The organism is Ornithinimicrobium pratense (genome assembly GCF_008843165.1).
Taxonomy (GTDB): domain Bacteria; phylum Actinomycetota; class Actinomycetes; order Actinomycetales; family Dermatophilaceae; genus Ornithinicoccus; species Ornithinicoccus pratensis.
The window spans coordinates 2,600,890-2,615,757 of record NZ_CP044427.1 but is presented as its reverse complement, the minus strand read 5'-3'; the positions used below and the strand labels follow the sequence as shown (position 1 = coordinate 2,615,757).

The 14,868-nt window shown below is 68.9% G+C and carries 10 protein-coding genes; 9 read left to right on the top strand and 1 reads right to left on the bottom strand.

Annotated elements, in window-relative coordinates; translation table 11 throughout:
* Nucleotides 1-9 precede the first annotated feature (9 nt).
* From rplK to FY030_RS12015, 3 genes are all read left to right on the top strand, one after another.
* A complete protein-coding gene (rplK, locus tag FY030_RS12025; protein WP_158061710.1) occupies nucleotides 10-438 on the top strand; it encodes a 50S ribosomal protein L11 in 429 nt (142 codons plus the stop codon).
* 143 nt (nucleotides 439-581) lie between these two features.
* Nucleotides 582-1,295 (top strand): 50S ribosomal protein L1, encoded by a 714-nt coding sequence (gene rplA / locus FY030_RS12020; RefSeq protein ID WP_158061709.1) that lies wholly within the window; start codon nucleotides 582-584, stop codon nucleotides 1,293-1,295.
* Nucleotides 1,296-1,549: 254 nt separating this feature from the next.
* Nucleotides 1,550-2,539 (top strand): type IV toxin-antitoxin system AbiEi family antitoxin domain-containing protein, encoded by a 990-nt coding sequence (locus tag FY030_RS12015; RefSeq protein ID WP_158061708.1) that lies wholly within the window; start codon nucleotides 1,550-1,552, stop codon nucleotides 2,537-2,539.
* 250 nt (nucleotides 2,540-2,789) lie between these two features.
* On the opposite strand, the gene FY030_RS12010 is transcribed toward FY030_RS12015, so the two are convergent.
* Nucleotides 2,790-4,091 carry an MFS transporter gene (locus tag FY030_RS12010; RefSeq protein ID WP_158061707.1) on the bottom strand — a complete coding sequence of 434 codons (1,302 nt, stop codon included), beginning with the start codon at nucleotides 4,089-4,091 and terminating at the stop codon, nucleotides 2,790-2,792.
* 356 nt (nucleotides 4,092-4,447) lie between these two features.
* Between FY030_RS12010 and rplJ the strand changes: the two genes are divergently transcribed.
* The 6 genes from rplJ (at nucleotide 4,448) to rpsG (ending at nucleotide 14,777) form a co-directional block, all read left to right on the top strand.
* Nucleotides 4,448-5,080 (top strand): 50S ribosomal protein L10, encoded by a 633-nt coding sequence (rplJ, locus tag FY030_RS12005; RefSeq protein WP_158061706.1) that lies wholly within the window; start codon nucleotides 4,448-4,450, stop codon nucleotides 5,078-5,080.
* 67 nt (nucleotides 5,081-5,147) lie between these two features.
* Nucleotides 5,148-5,540, top strand: a complete 393-nt coding sequence (rplL, locus tag FY030_RS12000) for a 50S ribosomal protein L7/L12 (protein ID WP_158061705.1) — start codon at nucleotides 5,148-5,150, stop codon at nucleotides 5,538-5,540.
* 483 nt (nucleotides 5,541-6,023) lie between these two features.
* Nucleotides 6,024-9,497 carry a DNA-directed RNA polymerase subunit beta gene (gene rpoB, locus FY030_RS11995; protein WP_158061704.1) on the top strand — a complete coding sequence of 1,158 codons (3,474 nt, stop codon included), beginning with the start codon at nucleotides 6,024-6,026 and terminating at the stop codon, nucleotides 9,495-9,497.
* A 111-nt stretch (nucleotides 9,498-9,608) separates the two neighbouring features.
* Nucleotides 9,609-13,532 (top strand): DNA-directed RNA polymerase subunit beta', encoded by a 3,924-nt coding sequence (locus tag FY030_RS11990; RefSeq protein WP_158061703.1) that lies wholly within the window; start codon nucleotides 9,609-9,611, stop codon nucleotides 13,530-13,532.
* Between the two features lie 400 nt (nucleotides 13,533-13,932).
* Complete coding sequence (gene rpsL, locus FY030_RS11985) at nucleotides 13,933-14,307, top strand: 30S ribosomal protein S12 (protein WP_158061702.1); 375 nt, start codon at nucleotides 13,933-13,935, stop codon at nucleotides 14,305-14,307.
* Nucleotides 14,307-14,777, top strand: a complete 471-nt coding sequence (gene rpsG, locus FY030_RS11980; RefSeq protein WP_158061701.1) for a 30S ribosomal protein S7 — start codon at nucleotides 14,307-14,309, stop codon at nucleotides 14,775-14,777. The genes rpsL and rpsG overlap by 1 nt, the downstream gene beginning before the upstream one ends.
* Nucleotides 14,778-14,868: the final 91 nt, after the last annotated feature.

Here is a 14,868-nt window from a genome sequence, read left to right as displayed (position 1 = left end):
GAGACACCCATGCCCCCCAAGAAGAAGGTCTCCGGCTTTATCAAGCTGCAGATCCAGGCCGGCGCGGCCACGCCCGCCCCGCCCGTTGGCCCCGCGCTGGGTCAGCACGGCGTCAACATCATGGAGTTCGTCAAGGCCTACAACGCCGCGACGGAGTCCCAGCGTGGCAACGTCATCCCCGTCGAGATCACGGTCTACGAGGACCGCTCGTTCACCTTCGTCACCAAGACCCCCCCGGCTGCCGAGCTGATCAAAAAGGCTGCCGGCGTCGCCAAGGGCTCGGGCGAGCCGCACAAGACCAAGGTCGCCTCGCTGACCGACCAGCAGCTCACCGAGATCGCCGAGATGAAGATGAAGGACCTCAACGCCATCGACGTGGACATGGCCAAGCGGATCATCGCCGGCACTGCCCGCTCGATGGGCATCAACACCCCCTGATCAGGTGCGGTATGCCGTCCGCCCGGCGGACGGCATACCTCGCCAGGGACGGCTCGGGTCGAGCGACCTCACCGTCCCGCCTGTGGCAGGGCCTGCGCTGGCCCGTCCGACCACAGCTCCCACGAGAACACCAAGGAGTCATCATGAAGCGCAGCAAGGCCTACCGCGCCGCGGCTGACAAGATCGAGGAGGGCAAGTTCTACGCCCCCCGCGAGGCTGTCCGCCTGGCCAAGGAGACCGCCTCCACCAAGTACGACTCGACGCTCGAGGTCGCCCTGCGGCTCGGCGTCGACCCCCGCAAGGCCGACCAGCTCGTCCGCGGCACCGTCAACCTGCCCAACGGCACCGGCAAGACCGCCCGCGTGGTCGTGCTGGCCAACGGTGACAAGGCCGAGGCCGCCCGCGCGGCCGGCGCCGACCACGTCGGCTCCGATGACCTGATCGAGCGGATCGGTGGCGGCTGGACCGACTTCGACGCCGTCGTGGCCACCCCGGACCTGATGGGCAAGGTCGGTCGTCTGGGCAAGATCCTGGGTCCCCGAGGCCTGATGCCCAACCCCAAGACCGGCACCGTGACGATGGACACCGCCAAGGCCGTGACTGAAATCAAGGGCGGCAAGATCGAGTTCCGCGTCGACAAGCACAGCAACTTGCACTTCATCATCGGCAAGGCATCCTTCGACGAGGCCAAGCTGGTGGAGAACTACGGCGCGGCGATCGACGAGATCCTGCGGCTGAAGCCGTCCTCCTCCAAGGGCCGCTACGTCACCAAGGCTACCGTCAGCACGACGATGGGCCCCGGGATCCCGGTGGACCCAGCCCGCGTGGGCAGCATCGTGGACCCCTCCTCGGAGTGAGCGCCACCCCGTTGCACTGAGCCACGGGCGACCTCCCTCGCTCCGTGAGCCACGACAGGCCCCCGACCGGATCGCGGTCGGGGGCCTGTCGCTGTCCTGGGCGCCGCATTCTCTTGATCCCAGTTGTGGTGAGGGTTCACCGTCAAACGCGTTGTGCCTTGCGCAGAACCTGGGATCCAGGCCTCGCGGAATCGATGGTCATGCCTGTGGACAACCCAGAGCCGCAGTCTGGCCCGGGCTGCAGACTGCGGCTCATGGAGACTGCGATCGTGGCGCTGATGGAGGCCCAGGGCGGGGTGGCCAGCGGCGTCCAGCTCACGGCGCTGCCGGGCGTGACCCGGCATACCGTGGACGCGCTGGTGCGGGCGAAGGTGCTGGTGCGGGTGCGCCGGGGGTCGTTCGTGCTGGGCCGTGCCTTCGCAGGCGCCACCGCCTGGGAGCGGGCGGAGCTGCAGGCTCGAGCGGTGGGCCGCAGCTTGGCGGCCGATCCCGGTGGGCATCACGCGTTGAGTCACGAGAGCGCGCTGATGATGCACGGCCTCCCGTACTTTGGCGACGACGGCCTAGTGCATCTGGTCCGGTTCGACGGGGGACGAGGCCGCCACGACGACACGATCTTCGTCCACCGTCCGGTCGAGGTGGACTGGCTCGTCACCGTCGACGGCCTGCACGTCGTCCGGCCAGCGCTAGCCGCACTGCAGGTGGCGGCCCTGCACGGGGCCGAGGCCGGCCTCGTGTGTCTCGACGGCGTGCTGCACCAGGCGGAGACGAGGGACCGCAAGGACACGGGCGAGCGGCAGGGGCTGGCGCACGCCCTGGTCGAGGAGGACATCGAGCGTGCGTTGCAGGAGGGATTCGGCACCGCCACCCGCGTGGTGCACGAGGTGGCGCAGCTGGCTGATGGGCGCAGCGAGTCGGTCGGGGAGAGCCGGTCACGATGGCTGCTGCAGCTGCTGGGGTTCGGCCCGCTCCTGCTGCAGTTCCCCGTGGACCTCGGCGACCGGACGGTGTATGCCGACCTCAAGCTGGGCCGCTGGGCGGTGCTCATCGAGTTCGACGGCAGGATCAAGTACGGCCACCCCGACGCGCTGCATACCGAGAAGCTGCGGGAGGACGCTCTGCGTGCGCTGGGCTACGAGGTCGTGCGTTTGACCTGGGGTGATCTGGTGAACTCTCGACTGGTGCGGCAGAAGATCCTGGCCGCCATCGCCCGGGCCGAGGCTGCGGCGCGGGCCACGGCCTGAGGCTGCAGGCGCGCAGGGCCCGTAGAGCGAAGGGCTCGGGGGCACCGCCCTGCAACGCTGCTGCCGCGCGGCCGGAAACGCTGCTGGCGGGCAGGGACAGGACCGCAATGGGCAGCATCGCCCGGTCAGGCCAAGGCGCACAACCTTGATCCCACGTTGTGCCGAGTAGACCACGCGCGAGGGGGTGATTCCTCAGCACAACCTTGACCCCACGTTGTGCCGAGCAGACCACGCGCGCGGGGGTGATTCCTCAGGCGGTGCGCGAGACTTCCGGCAGGCGCCAGCTGACCGCGGCGCCGACCAGGCCCAGCACGGCCAGGAAGACCAGGGCCGGGAGCTCGCCGAAGGTGGCCAGGCCAGCGCTGACCGCGCCGGTCACCAGCAGGATGACGCCCATCGCGGTGTTGGCCACGGCGACGTAGCGCGTGCGCTGGTCACCCTCGGCCAGGTCGATGACGTAGGTCTTGCGGGCCACCCGGACCCCGACGTGGACGAGGCTGATGACGAAGTAGCCGGCGACCAGGCCCGGCACGACCAGGCCCGGCTGGGCCAAGAGCACCACGGCCACCACGGCCAGCACGGTGAGCGAGGCCACCACCGACCCGTAGGTCATCACCCGCCGGCTGGACCGGTCCGACCAGCGGCCGAAGACCCGTCCGCCGAGCACCGAGGCGATGCCCTGGGCGATGACGAACGAGCCGAGCCCGGCCAGCAGCGAGCTGCCCTGGGCCACGGCCAGGGTGACCAGGAAGGGCGGGGCCAGGGCCGAGACGAGCAGGAGAGCCCGGGCCGCGACGAAGTGCCGGAAGGCCGCGTCCTGCCGCACCAGGTCGACCAGGTCGCGCAGCCAGGGCTCGCGCTGCGCCCTGGCCACGGCGTCGGGGGCGTCCTCGGGAATCCCGGCGTAGACGAGGACCCCGACGAACCAGGTCAGGGCCGCGGCGGTCAGGAAGGCGGCGAGGGCCCCGGCGCTGAGGTTGGGCCCGAGCAGGTGCAGCAGCACCCCCACGCCCACCGCGATCACGCCCGAGACCGCCGTCGCGATCCCGGTCACCTGCCCCCGCTGGCCCTTGGGCACGGCCCGACCCTGGACGTCCTTGCTGGCGATCGAGCACAGCGCCCGCCCGACCGCGAAGACGGCCAGCGCGGCCAGCACCGCGACCCCGGCGAGGGCACCGGTGAGCGTCAGGGCGACAGCGGCCATGGCCAGCACGCTGACCCCCTGCACCGAGGCGCCCAGCATCCACACCCGCGTGCGCCGCGGGGCACGCAGCACCCACGGGGTGAACGCCGCCTGCGGGAGCATCGACCCGGACTCCCGGATGGGGACCAGTAGCGCCACCAGGGCCGCCGGCGCCCCCAGGACCGAGAACAGCCAGGGCAGCACGGTCTTGGCGTTGACGACCTGGTCCCCGGCACTCTGCAGCGCGTTAGCGCCGATCAGCCGCAGGCCGCCGGTGGCCACCCGCTGCGCACCACCGAACTCGCGCTCAGCCTCGGGATGGGCGTCCACAAGGCGATGGAACCAGCGCACGGAGGGGGAGGAGGTCACCGGTTCATCCTGCACTGCCCTGCCCCTGTTGCCCTAAGGGTGGACAGGCGTCGGCCCCCGGGGGGCCGGCACGATGGGCAGAGGGCACGCTGGTCGCGGAACGTCCGCGATTTTGGGTGGGGGAGGGGATGCCGTAGTCTGGGGCTCTACCCACAGACCGCCGGTTGTCGGCGTGCCCGGAGTGCAAACTGCGGATCGCGTCGGCCGAAGGTTCCCACGACAAGGGCGACCAGCGTAGGTGACCAGCACGACGCATACCCCGTGTATGCAGCATGTCGAGCCCCGGTGCGCCTGCGCCGGGGCTTTTGTCGTGCCGGGCCAGGGGGTAGCCGGCACCACGACGTAAAGGAGGCCATATGGCGACGCCCCAGAAGGCAGCAGCCATCGTCGAGCTGACGGAGATGTTCCGCAGCTCGGGCGCGGCCGTGCTGACGGAGTACCGCGGGCTCAAGGTGAGTCAGATCACCGAGCTGCGCACCTCGATGCGTGAGCACGCCACCTACGCCGTGGTGAAGAACACGCTGACCAAGCGTGCTGCTGCCGAGGCCGGCATCACCGGCCTCGACGAGCACCTGGTTGGACCCACGGCCATCGCCTTCGTCACCGGTGACCCGGTGGCGGCGGCCAAGGGTCTGCGTGACTTCGCCAAGGCCAACCCGGCCCTGGTCATCAAGGCGGGTGTCCTCGACGGCAAGCCGTTGAGCCCCGAAGAGATCACCAAGCTCGCGGACCTCGAGTCCCGCGAGGTTCTGCTGGCCATGCTGGCAGGTGCCATGAAGGGCAACCTGTCCAAGGCCGTCGGCCTGTTCGCCGCACCGCTGTCCGCCACCGCCCGGGTGGTCGACCAGCTGCGCGCGAAGGTCGAGGAGCAGGGCGGTCCGCTCCCCGCGTCCGAGGACGCTCCCGCCGAGGCTGACGCCGAGGCCACCCCTGCCGAGGCTGACGCCGAGGCTCCCACCGACGTCGCCGAGGGTGGCGACGAGAGCTGAGCGCCACAAGCGATCAGCGCACCACCACAACGCCACTCACGGCACCAACTAGGAAGGAACGCCCATCATGGCGAAGCTGAGCACCGAGGAGCTCCTTGACCAGTTCAAGGAGATGACCCTGATCGAGCTGTCCGAGTTCGTCAAGGCCTTCGAGGAGACCTTTGAGGTCACCGCCGCCGCCCCGGTCGCCGTCGCGGCCGCCGGCGGTCCCGCCGCTGGCGGTGGCGACGCCGCCGCGGAGGAGGAGCAGGACGAGTTCGACGTCGTCCTCGAGGCCGCCGGCGACAAGAAGATCCAGGTCATCAAGGAGGTCCGTGCGCTGACCTCCCTGGGGCTGAAGGAGGCCAAGGACCTCGTGGACGGCGCTCCCAAGGCGGTCCTGGAGAAGGTCGACAAGGAGGCCGCGAACAAGGCCAAGGAGCAGCTCGAGGGCGCCGGCGCGACCGTCACCGTCAAGTGAGCCCTTCCCGGGCGGTGCGCCGCCCGGGACGCTTCACCTCCGCCACGGGCGGGGCCACATGCCTACCGGGTATGCGGCCCCGCCCGCGGTCGTGTGCGCCCCCGGCCCGCTGCCAGCACCTGCCACCGCCCGCGGGAATGGCGGGGAAGGTGTGTCCGGCTTGACGTCGAGGCCGGTCAGGGCGCACCATCGTGGGGAGCAACCGCCCGTGGCGGTGCCGAGAACACCGGGAGCGCGGCCGCTCCCGACGTCGGCCCAACTAGCCCCGGACGACCCGTCGTGACCAGGATTGGACGACGGGCCCTTGAGGCGGTAAAGTGTTACTTTGCGCTACCCTGCACCTGCCCCCAGTCGACCCATGAGCACTTTGCCGCGCCGCATCCTCCTCGTTTGCGGGCGCCGCACCTCACGGACGCTACTGAGTGCCGGTCCTGGGCTCGCTTGACCGCCGCACAATTTTAAGGCCCGTGGAAGGACCCATCCTTGGCTGCCTCGCGCACTGCGAAGAAGACTGTCTCCACCGCTCGAACGGCTTCCGGCCGCCTGAGCTTCGCCAAGATCCGGGAGCCCCTCGAGGTGCCCGACCTGCTTGCCCTCCAGACGGAGAGCTTTGACTGGCTCCTTGGCAACGAGGCCTGGCAGGCGCGTGTCGCCGCCGCCCAGGCCGATGGACGCAACGATATCCCCACCACCTCCGGTCTGGAGGAGATCTTCGAGGAGATCTCCCCGATCGAGGACTTTTCCGGCTCCATGTCGCTGAGCTTTCGCGACCACCGGTTCGAGGAGCAGAAGTACTCCGTCGAGGAGTGCCAGGAGAAGGACATGACCTACTCCGCCCCGCTCTTCGTCACCGCGGAGTTCATCAACAACTCCACCGGCGAGATCAAGAGCCAGACGGTCTTCATGGGCGACTTCCCGCTCATGACCCCCCGCGGCACCTTCATCGTCAACGGCACCGAGCGGGTCGTCGTCTCCCAACTGGTCCGCAGCCCGGGTGTCTACTTCGAGCGCAGCCTGGACAAGACCTCCGACAAGGACGTCTACTCGGCGAAGATCATCCCCAGCCGGGGTGCCTGGCTGGAGTTCGAGATCGACAAGCGCGACCAGGTCGGCGTGCGCGTGGACCGCAAGCGCAAGCAGAGCGTCACCGTGCTGCTCAAGGCCCTGGGCTGGAGCAATGAGCGCATCCTGGAGGAGTTCGGCGACTACGAGTCGATCCGGCTGACCCTGGAGAAGGACCACACCACCACCCAGGACGAGGCGCTGCTGGACATCTACCGCAAGCTGCGCCCGGGCGAGCCGCCGACCAAGGAGGCCGCCCAGACCCTGCTGGACAACCTCTACTTCAACCCCAAGCGTTACGACCTGGCCAAGGTCGGCCGCTACAAGCTCAACAAGAAGTTGGGGCTGCAGGCGCCGCTGGAGGAGTCCGTCCTCGGCATCGACGACGTCGTGGCGACGATCAAGTACATGGTCGCGCTGCACGCCGGCGACACCACCATGGACATGCCGGCCGGTGACACCCTCGTCGAGACCGACGACATCGACCACTTCGGCAACCGTCGTCTGCGCAGCGTCGGCGAGCTCATCCAGAACCAGGTCCGCACCGGACTGTCCCGGATGGAGCGCGTGGTCCGCGAGCGGATGACCACCCAGGACGTCGAGGCGATCACGCCGCAGACGCTGATCAACATCCGGCCGGTGGTCGCCTCCATCAAGGAGTTCTTCGGCACCAGCCAGCTCTCCCAGTTCATGGACCAGAACAACCCGTTGGCCGGCCTGACGCACAAGCGGCGTCTGTCCGCGCTCGGCCCCGGTGGTCTGTCCCGTGACCGTGCGGGCATGGAGGTCCGTGACGTCCACCCCTCGCACTACGGCCGCATGTGCCCGATCGAGACCCCCGAGGGTCCCAACATCGGTCTGATCGGCTCGCTGGCCTCCTACGGCCGGATCAACCCCTTCGGCTTCGTCGAGACCCCCTACCGTCGCGTGGCGGACGGCAAGGTCACCGACGAGGTGGACTACCTCTCCGCCGACGAGGAGGACCGCTTCGTCATCGCCCAGGCCAACGCCCGGCTGGATGACGACGGCACCTTCCTCGACGAGCGGGTGCTGGTCCGGGCGCGCGAGGGCGAGGCCGTCGACGTGCCGGCCGCCGAGGTCGAGTACATGGACGTCTCCGCGCAGCAGATGGTCTCCGCGGCGACCGCGATGATCCCCTTCCTGGAGCACGACGACGCCAACCGTGCGCTCATGGGCGCCAACATGCAGCGTCAGGCCGTCCCGCTGGTGCGGGCCGAGGCCCCGCTGGTCGGCACCGGTATGGAGTGGCGCGCGGCGCTGGACTCCGGCGACGTGGTGCGTGCCACCAAGGCCGGCGTGGTCCAGGAGGTCTCCGCCGACCTGGTGACCGTGGCCAACGACGACGGCACCTACATCACCTACAAGATCGCCAAGTTCACCCGCTCCAACCAGGGCAACTGCTACAACCAGGTGGTCCGGGTCGACGTGGGCGACCGGGTCGAGGAGGGCCAGCTGGTGGCCGACGGTCCGGCGACCGACGGTGGCGAGATGGCGCTGGGCCGTAACCTGCTCGTGGCGTTCATGCCGTGGGAGGGCTACAACTACGAGGACGCGATCATCCTCTCCCAGCGTCTGGTGCAGGACGACGTCCTGTCCTCGATCCACATCGAGGAGCACGAGATCGATGCCCGTGACACCAAGCTGGGTCCAGAGGAGATCACCCGGGACATCCCCAACGTCTCCGAGGAGGTCCTGGCCGACCTGGACGAGCGCGGCATCATCCGCATCGGTGCCGAGGTCCGCGACGGCGACCTGCTCGTCGGCAAGGTCACGCCCAAGGGTGAGACCGAGCTGACCCCGGAGGAGCGCCTGCTGCGCGCCATCTTCGGCGAGAAGGCCCGTGAGGTCCGCGACACCTCGATGAAGGTGCCGCACGGCGAGACCGGCACGGTCATCGGCGTGAAGGTCTTCGAGCGTGAGGACGGCGACGAGCTGCCCCCGGGCGTCAACCAGCTGGTCCGCGTCTACGTCGCGAACAGGCGCAAGATCACCGACGGTGACAAGCTCGCCGGCCGTCACGGCAACAAGGGCGTCATCTCCCGGATCCTGCCCGTGGAGGACATGCCCTTCCTTGAGGACGGCACCCCGGTCGACGTCATCCTCAACCCGTTGGGCGTGCCTGGCCGGATGAACATCGGCCAGATCCTGGAGCTGCACCTCGGCTGGGCCGCGGCGCAGGGCTGGAAGATCGAGGGCGAGCCGGAGTGGGCCGAGCTCATCCCGGGCGACGCCCGCGAGACCGGTCCCCGCACCCGGGTGGCCAGCCCCGTCTTCGACGGTGCCGGCGAGGAGGAGATCGCCGGTCTGCTGGACTCGACGACCCCGACCCGCGACGGTGACCGGCTGATCGACTCCGGTGGCAAGGCCAAGCTCTTCGACGGCCGCTCCGGCGAGCCGTTCCCGGAGCAGATCTCGGTCGGCTACATGTACATCCTCAAGCTGCACCACCTGGTGGACGACAAGATCCACGCGCGCAGCACGGGGCCGTACTCGATGATCACCCAGCAGCCGCTGGGTGGTAAGGCCCAGTTCGGTGGCCAGCGCTTCGGCGAGATGGAGGTCTGGGCCCTGGAGGCCTACGGCGCCGCCTACGCCCTGCAGGAGCTGTTGACGATCAAGTCCGACGACGTCACCGGCCGGGTCAAGGTCTACGAGTCGATCGTCAAGGGCGACAACGTCCCCGAGCCGGGCATCCCCGAGTCCTTCAAGGTGCTCATCAAGGAGATGCAGTCACTCTGCTTGAACGTGGAGGTGCTCTCCTCCGACGGCACGCAGATCGACCTGCGCGAGTCCGACACCGAGGTGTTCCGGGCCGCCGAGGAGCTCGGGATCGACCTGAGCCGCCGCGAGCCCTCCTCCGTCGAAGAGGTCTAGTCAGGGCAAGCGCGGGGCCGGCCGCCCTACCGCAGCCGGCCCCGCGACCCAGCCTCACGTCATACCCATTGAGTCTTTTGCATCACCCGAGATCACGAGAGAAGGATCCACGTGCTCGACGTCAACTTCTTTGACGAGCTGCGCATTGGCCTGGCCACGGCGGAGGACATCCGTGGCTGGAGCCACGGCGAGGTCAAGAAGCCCGAGACCATCAACTACCGCACCCTGAAGCCCGAGAAGGACGGCCTCTTCTGCGAGAAGATTTTCGGCCCCACCCGGGACTGGGAGTGCTACTGCGGCAAGTACAAGCGCGTCCGCTTCAAGGGCATCATCTGTGAGCGCTGCGGCGTCGAAGTGACCCGCGCCGGCGTGCGCCGGGAGCGGATGGGCCACATCGAGCTGGCCGCCCCCGTCACCCACATCTGGTACTTCAAGGGTGTCCCGTCGCGCCTGGGCTACCTGCTCGACCTGGCTCCGAAGGACCTGGAGAAGGTCATCTACTTCGCGGCCTACATGATCACCCACGTCGACGAGGATGGCCGGCACAGCGACCTGCCCAGCCTCGAGGCGCAGATCCAGAACGAGAAGAAGGTCCTGGAGAACCGTCGGGACGCCGATGTGGAGGGGCGGGCCAAGAAGCTGGAGAGCGACCTGGCCGAGCTGGAGGCCGAGGGTGCCCGGGCCGACGCCAAGCGCAAGGTCCGTGACGGTGCCGAGCGGGAGATGAACCAGATCCGCCGCCGGGCCGACCAGCAGATCGAGCGCCTTGAGCAGGTCTGGGACCGCTTCCGCAACCTCAAGGTCCAGGACCTGGAGGGCGATGAGATCCTCTACCGCGAGATGCGTGACCGCTTCGGCATGTACTTCGAGGGCGGCATGGGTGCGGCGGCGCTGCAGAAGCGCCTGCAGACCTTCGACCTCACGGCCGAGGCCGCACACCTGCGTGAGATCATCGCGACCGGCAAGGGCCAGCGCAAGACCCGCGCCATCAAGCGGCTCAAGGTCGTCACCAGCTTCCTGCAGACCAAGAACGAGCCGGCCGGCATGGTGCTGGACGCCGTCCCGGTCATCCCGCCGGACCTGCGCCCGATGGTGCAGCTGGACGGTGGCCGGTTCGCGACCTCGGACCTGAACGACCTCTACCGTCGTGTCATCAACCGCAACAACCGCCTCAAGCGGCTGCTGGACCTGGGCGCGCCGGAGATTATCGTCAACAACGAGAAGCGGATGCTGCAGGAGGCCGTGGACAGCCTGTTCGACAACGGCCGTCGCGGCCGTGCGGTCACCGGCCCGGGCAACCGGCCGCTGAAGTCGCTGTCCGACATGCTCAAGGGTAAGCAGGGCCGGTTCCGGCAGAACCTGCTGGGCAAGCGCGTGGACTACTCCGGCCGTTCGGTCATCGTGGTCGGCCCGCAGCTGCGCCTGCACCAGTGCGGTCTGCCCAAGCAGATGGCGTTGGAGCTGTTCAAGCCGTTCGTGATGAAGCGCCTGGTCGACCTCGACCACGCGCAGAACATCAAGTCCGCCAAGCGGATGGTCGAGCGGGGCCGCAGCGTGGTCTGGGACGTGCTCGAGGAGGTCATCACCGACCACCCCGTGCTGCTCAACCGGGCGCCCACCCTGCACCGCCTGGGCATCCAGGCCTTCGAGCCGCAGCTGGTCGAGGGCAAGGCGATCCAGATCCACCCGTTGGTCTGCACCGCCTTCAACGCCGACTTCGACGGTGACCAGATGGCGGTGCACCTGCCGCTGTCGGCAGAGGCGCAGGCCGAAGCCCGGATCCTGATGCTGTCCTCCAACAACATCCTCAAGCCGGCGGACGGCCGCCCGGTCACCATGCCCACCCAGGACATGATCATCGGGTTGTTCCACTTGACCAGCGATGCGTGGGTGGAGCCGGAGACGGCCTACCTGCTCGACGAGGACGGCAACCGGCATCTGCGCTCCTTCGGCTCGGTCGCCGAGGCCCGGATGGCTTTCGACGCCGGCCAGATCGAGCTCGGGAGCACCATCTCGCTGCGGCTGGCCCAGACCGCGCCGCCGGCTGGCTTCGAGCTGCCCGAGGGCACCGAGGTCACCGAGGACGGGGTCGCCTCCAACTTCACCCTGGAGACGACGCTGGGGCGGGCGATCTTCAACGACTCCTTGCCGCCGAACTACCCCTACGTCACCGACGTGGTGGACAAGAAGCGGCTCTCCGGGATCGTCAACGACCTCGCCGAGCGTTACACCAAGGTGCAGGTCGCGGCCAGTCTGGACTCGCTGAAGGACTCCGGCTTCTACTGGGCGACCCGCTCGGGCACCACGGTGGCCGTCTCCGACGTGCAGACGCCGGAGCGCAAGGTCGAGATCCTGTCCACCTACGAGGCCAAGGCGAGCAAGGTCCAGCTGCAGTACGAGCGGGGTCTGATCACCGACGACGAGCGCCGGCAGGAGCTCATCGAGATCTGGACCCAGGCCACCAACGAGGTCGCCCGGGAGCTGGAGACCACGATGCCCAAGGACAACACCATCTACCGGATGGTCACCTCGGGTGCGCGTGGTAACTGGTTCCAGCTGCGCCAGATCGCCGGTATGCGTGGCCTGATGGCCAACCCCAAGGGTGAGATCATCCCGCGGCCGATCAAGTCCAACTTCCGTGAGGGCCTGTCGGTGCTGGAGTTCTTCATCTCCACGCACGGCGCCCGCAAGGGTCTGGCGGACACCGCGCTGCGGACCGCGGACTCGGGCTACCTGACCCGTCGTCTGGTGGACGTCAGCCAGGACGTCATCATCCGTGAGGACGACTGTGGCACCGAGCGTGGCTTCGTCATGCCGATCGCCCAGGCGGGCCTGAGCGGTGGGCTGCGTCAGCACGACGACGTCGAGACCTCCGTCTACGCCCGCACGCTGGCGGAGTCGGTCGAGCGCGACGGGGAGGTGCTGGCGCAGGCCGGCATCGACCTGGGCGACGTGGTCATCGACCGTCTGGTCGAGGCCGGGATCGAGGAGGTCAAGGTCCGTTCGGTCCTGACCTGCGAGTCACTCGTCGGCACCTGCGCCAAGTGCTACGGCCGCAGCCTGGCCACCGGCAAGCTGGTCGACATCGGCGAGGCCGTCGGCATCATCGCCGCCCAGTCGATCGGTGAGCCCGGCACCCAGCTGACGATGCGCACCTTCCACACCGGTGGTGTGGCCGGTGACGACATCACCCAGGGTCTGCCGCGTGTGGTGGAGCTGTTCGAGGCCCGCACCCCCAAGGCGGTCGCCCCGATCGCCGAGGCCACCGGCCGGGTGCAGGTCGAGGACACCGACAAGACCCGCCGCGTCGTCCTCACCCCGGACGACGGCTCCGAGGAGCAGGCCTACCCGGTCAGCAGGCGCTCGCGCCTGCTGGTCAGCGACGGCGACCACGTCGAGGTCGGCACCCAGCTGATCGTCGGTGCGATCGACCCCAAGCAGGTCCTGCGCATCCTGGGCCCGCGCGCCACCCAGCAGCACCTGGTCGACCAGGTGCAGGGCGTCTACCGCCAGCAGGGTGTCTCGATCCACGACAAGCACATCGAGGTCATCGTCCGGCAGATGCTGCGCCGGATCACGGTCATCGAGGCCGGCGACGCCGAGCTGCTGCCCGGCACGCTGGTCGAGCGCGGCCGGTTCGAGGGCGAGAACCGTCGGGTCGTCTCCGAGGGCGGACGCCCCGCCTCGGGTCGTCCGGAGCTGATGGGGATCACCAAGGCCTCGCTGGCGACCGACTCCTGGCTCTCCGCGGCCTCCTTCCAGGAGACCACCCGCGTCCTCACCGAGGCCGCGATGGAGGCCAAGAGCGACCCGCTGCTGGGCCTGAAGGAGAACGTCATCCTCGGCAAGCTGATCCCCGCGGGGACCGGCCTGACCCGCTACCGCAACCTCACCGTGGAGCCCACGGAGGAGGCCAAGGCTGCGGCCTATGCCGTGCCGGACTACGAAGACTTCGACTACGCCGGCGCCTTCGGTGCCGGCTCCGGCGAGGCCGTGCGTCTGGATGACCTGCCGATGGACGAGCAGCGCTTCTGATCCGGCCGGCCCATCGGGCCACCTGATCGCCGCCAGGGGCGGGTATGCCGTGCAGCACGGCATACCCGCCCCTGCGGCGTCGAGCGGCCTGATTTGGCCGCATACCCGGGTTCCCGGTAGTCTGGAGAACTGTGCATGGGCTGTCCTGCAGCCCTGCGCGCACGCGGGACGGCACAGCAGCACGTCGCCCGTACACCCTCTCGCCGGGCAGTCCGCCCGGCCCACCCTCGTGAACGCACATCATGCCTCGCGGGCGGGCCGGTCCGGAAAGTGCAGGGGAGAGCAGCGTGTCCCACACGCCCGACCTCGGGTGTGAAAGGCAGGCACAACCCAAGGAGTGCGACCTGCGGTCCACACCGCGGCAAGAGCACAGACAACGACGACGACTGAGAGAGATTCAGTGCCTACGATCAACCAGCTTGTCCGCAAGGGCCGGGCCGACAAGGTCAAGAAGAGCGACTCGCCCGCCCTCAAGGGCAACCCGCAGCGCCGTGGCGTCTGCACCCGCGTCTACACGACCACCCCCAAGAAGCCGAACTCCGCCCTGCGCAAGGTCGCCCGTGTGCGCCTGACCAGTGGCGTCGAGGTGACGGCCTACATCCCGGGCGTCGGCCACAACCTGCAGGAGCACTCGATCGTGCTCGTCCGCGGCGGCCGCGTGAAGGACCTGCCCGGCGTGCGCTACAAGATCATCCGCGGCTCCCTGGACACCCAGGGCGTCAAGGGCCGCAACCAGGCCCGCTCCCGGTACGGCGCCAAGAAGGAGAAGAAGTAATGCCTCGTAAGGGCCCCGCTCCCAAGCGCCCCCTGATCCAGGACCCGGTCTACGGCAGCCAGCTGGTCACCCAGCTGGTCAACAAGATCCTCACCGACGGCAAGAAGTCGACCGCCGAGCGCATCGTCTACGGTGCCCTCGAGGGCTGCCGCGCCAAGAGCGGCACCGACCCGGTGCAGACGCTCAAGCGCGCGCTGGACAACGTCAAGCCCAGCCTGGAGGTCAAGTCCCGCCGCGTCGGCGGTGCGACCTACCAGGTCCCGATCGAGGTCAAGCCGGGCCGGTCGACCACCCTCGCCCTGCGCTGGCTGACCGGCTACGCCCGGCAGCGCCGCGAGAAGACGATGACCGAGCGGCTGATGAACGAGATCCTCGACGCGAGCAACGGCCTGGGCGCCGCGGTGAAGCGTCGCGAGGACACCCACAAGATGGCTGACGCCAACAAGGCGTTCGCGCACTACCGCTGGTGATGACCGGGAGGTGAGGGATGGTGTGCGGAGAGCACGCCCCTCACCTCCCGTCGCCTGCCCCGCATACCTCGGTAGGCCCGCCACCCAGCAC

What these genes read in the sequence shown, in the direction of transcription:
- rplA (WP_158061709.1), top strand. Translation starts at nt 582, where the DNA reads ATGAAGCGCAGCAAGGCCTACCGCGCCGCGGCTGACAAGATCGAGGAG.
- FY030_RS12015 (WP_158061708.1), top strand. Translation starts at nt 1,550, where the DNA reads ATGGAGACTGCGATCGTGGCGCTGATGGAGGCCCAGGGCGGGGTGGCC.
- rpsG (WP_158061701.1), top strand. Translation starts at nt 14,307, where the DNA reads ATGCCTCGTAAGGGCCCCGCTCCCAAGCGCCCCCTGATCCAGGACCCG.
- rplJ (WP_158061706.1), top strand. Translation starts at nt 4,448, where the DNA reads ATGGCGACGCCCCAGAAGGCAGCAGCCATCGTCGAGCTGACGGAGATG.
- rplL (WP_158061705.1), top strand. Translation starts at nt 5,148, where the DNA reads ATGGCGAAGCTGAGCACCGAGGAGCTCCTTGACCAGTTCAAGGAGATG.
- rplK (WP_158061710.1), top strand. Translation starts at nt 10, where the DNA reads ATGCCCCCCAAGAAGAAGGTCTCCGGCTTTATCAAGCTGCAGATCCAG.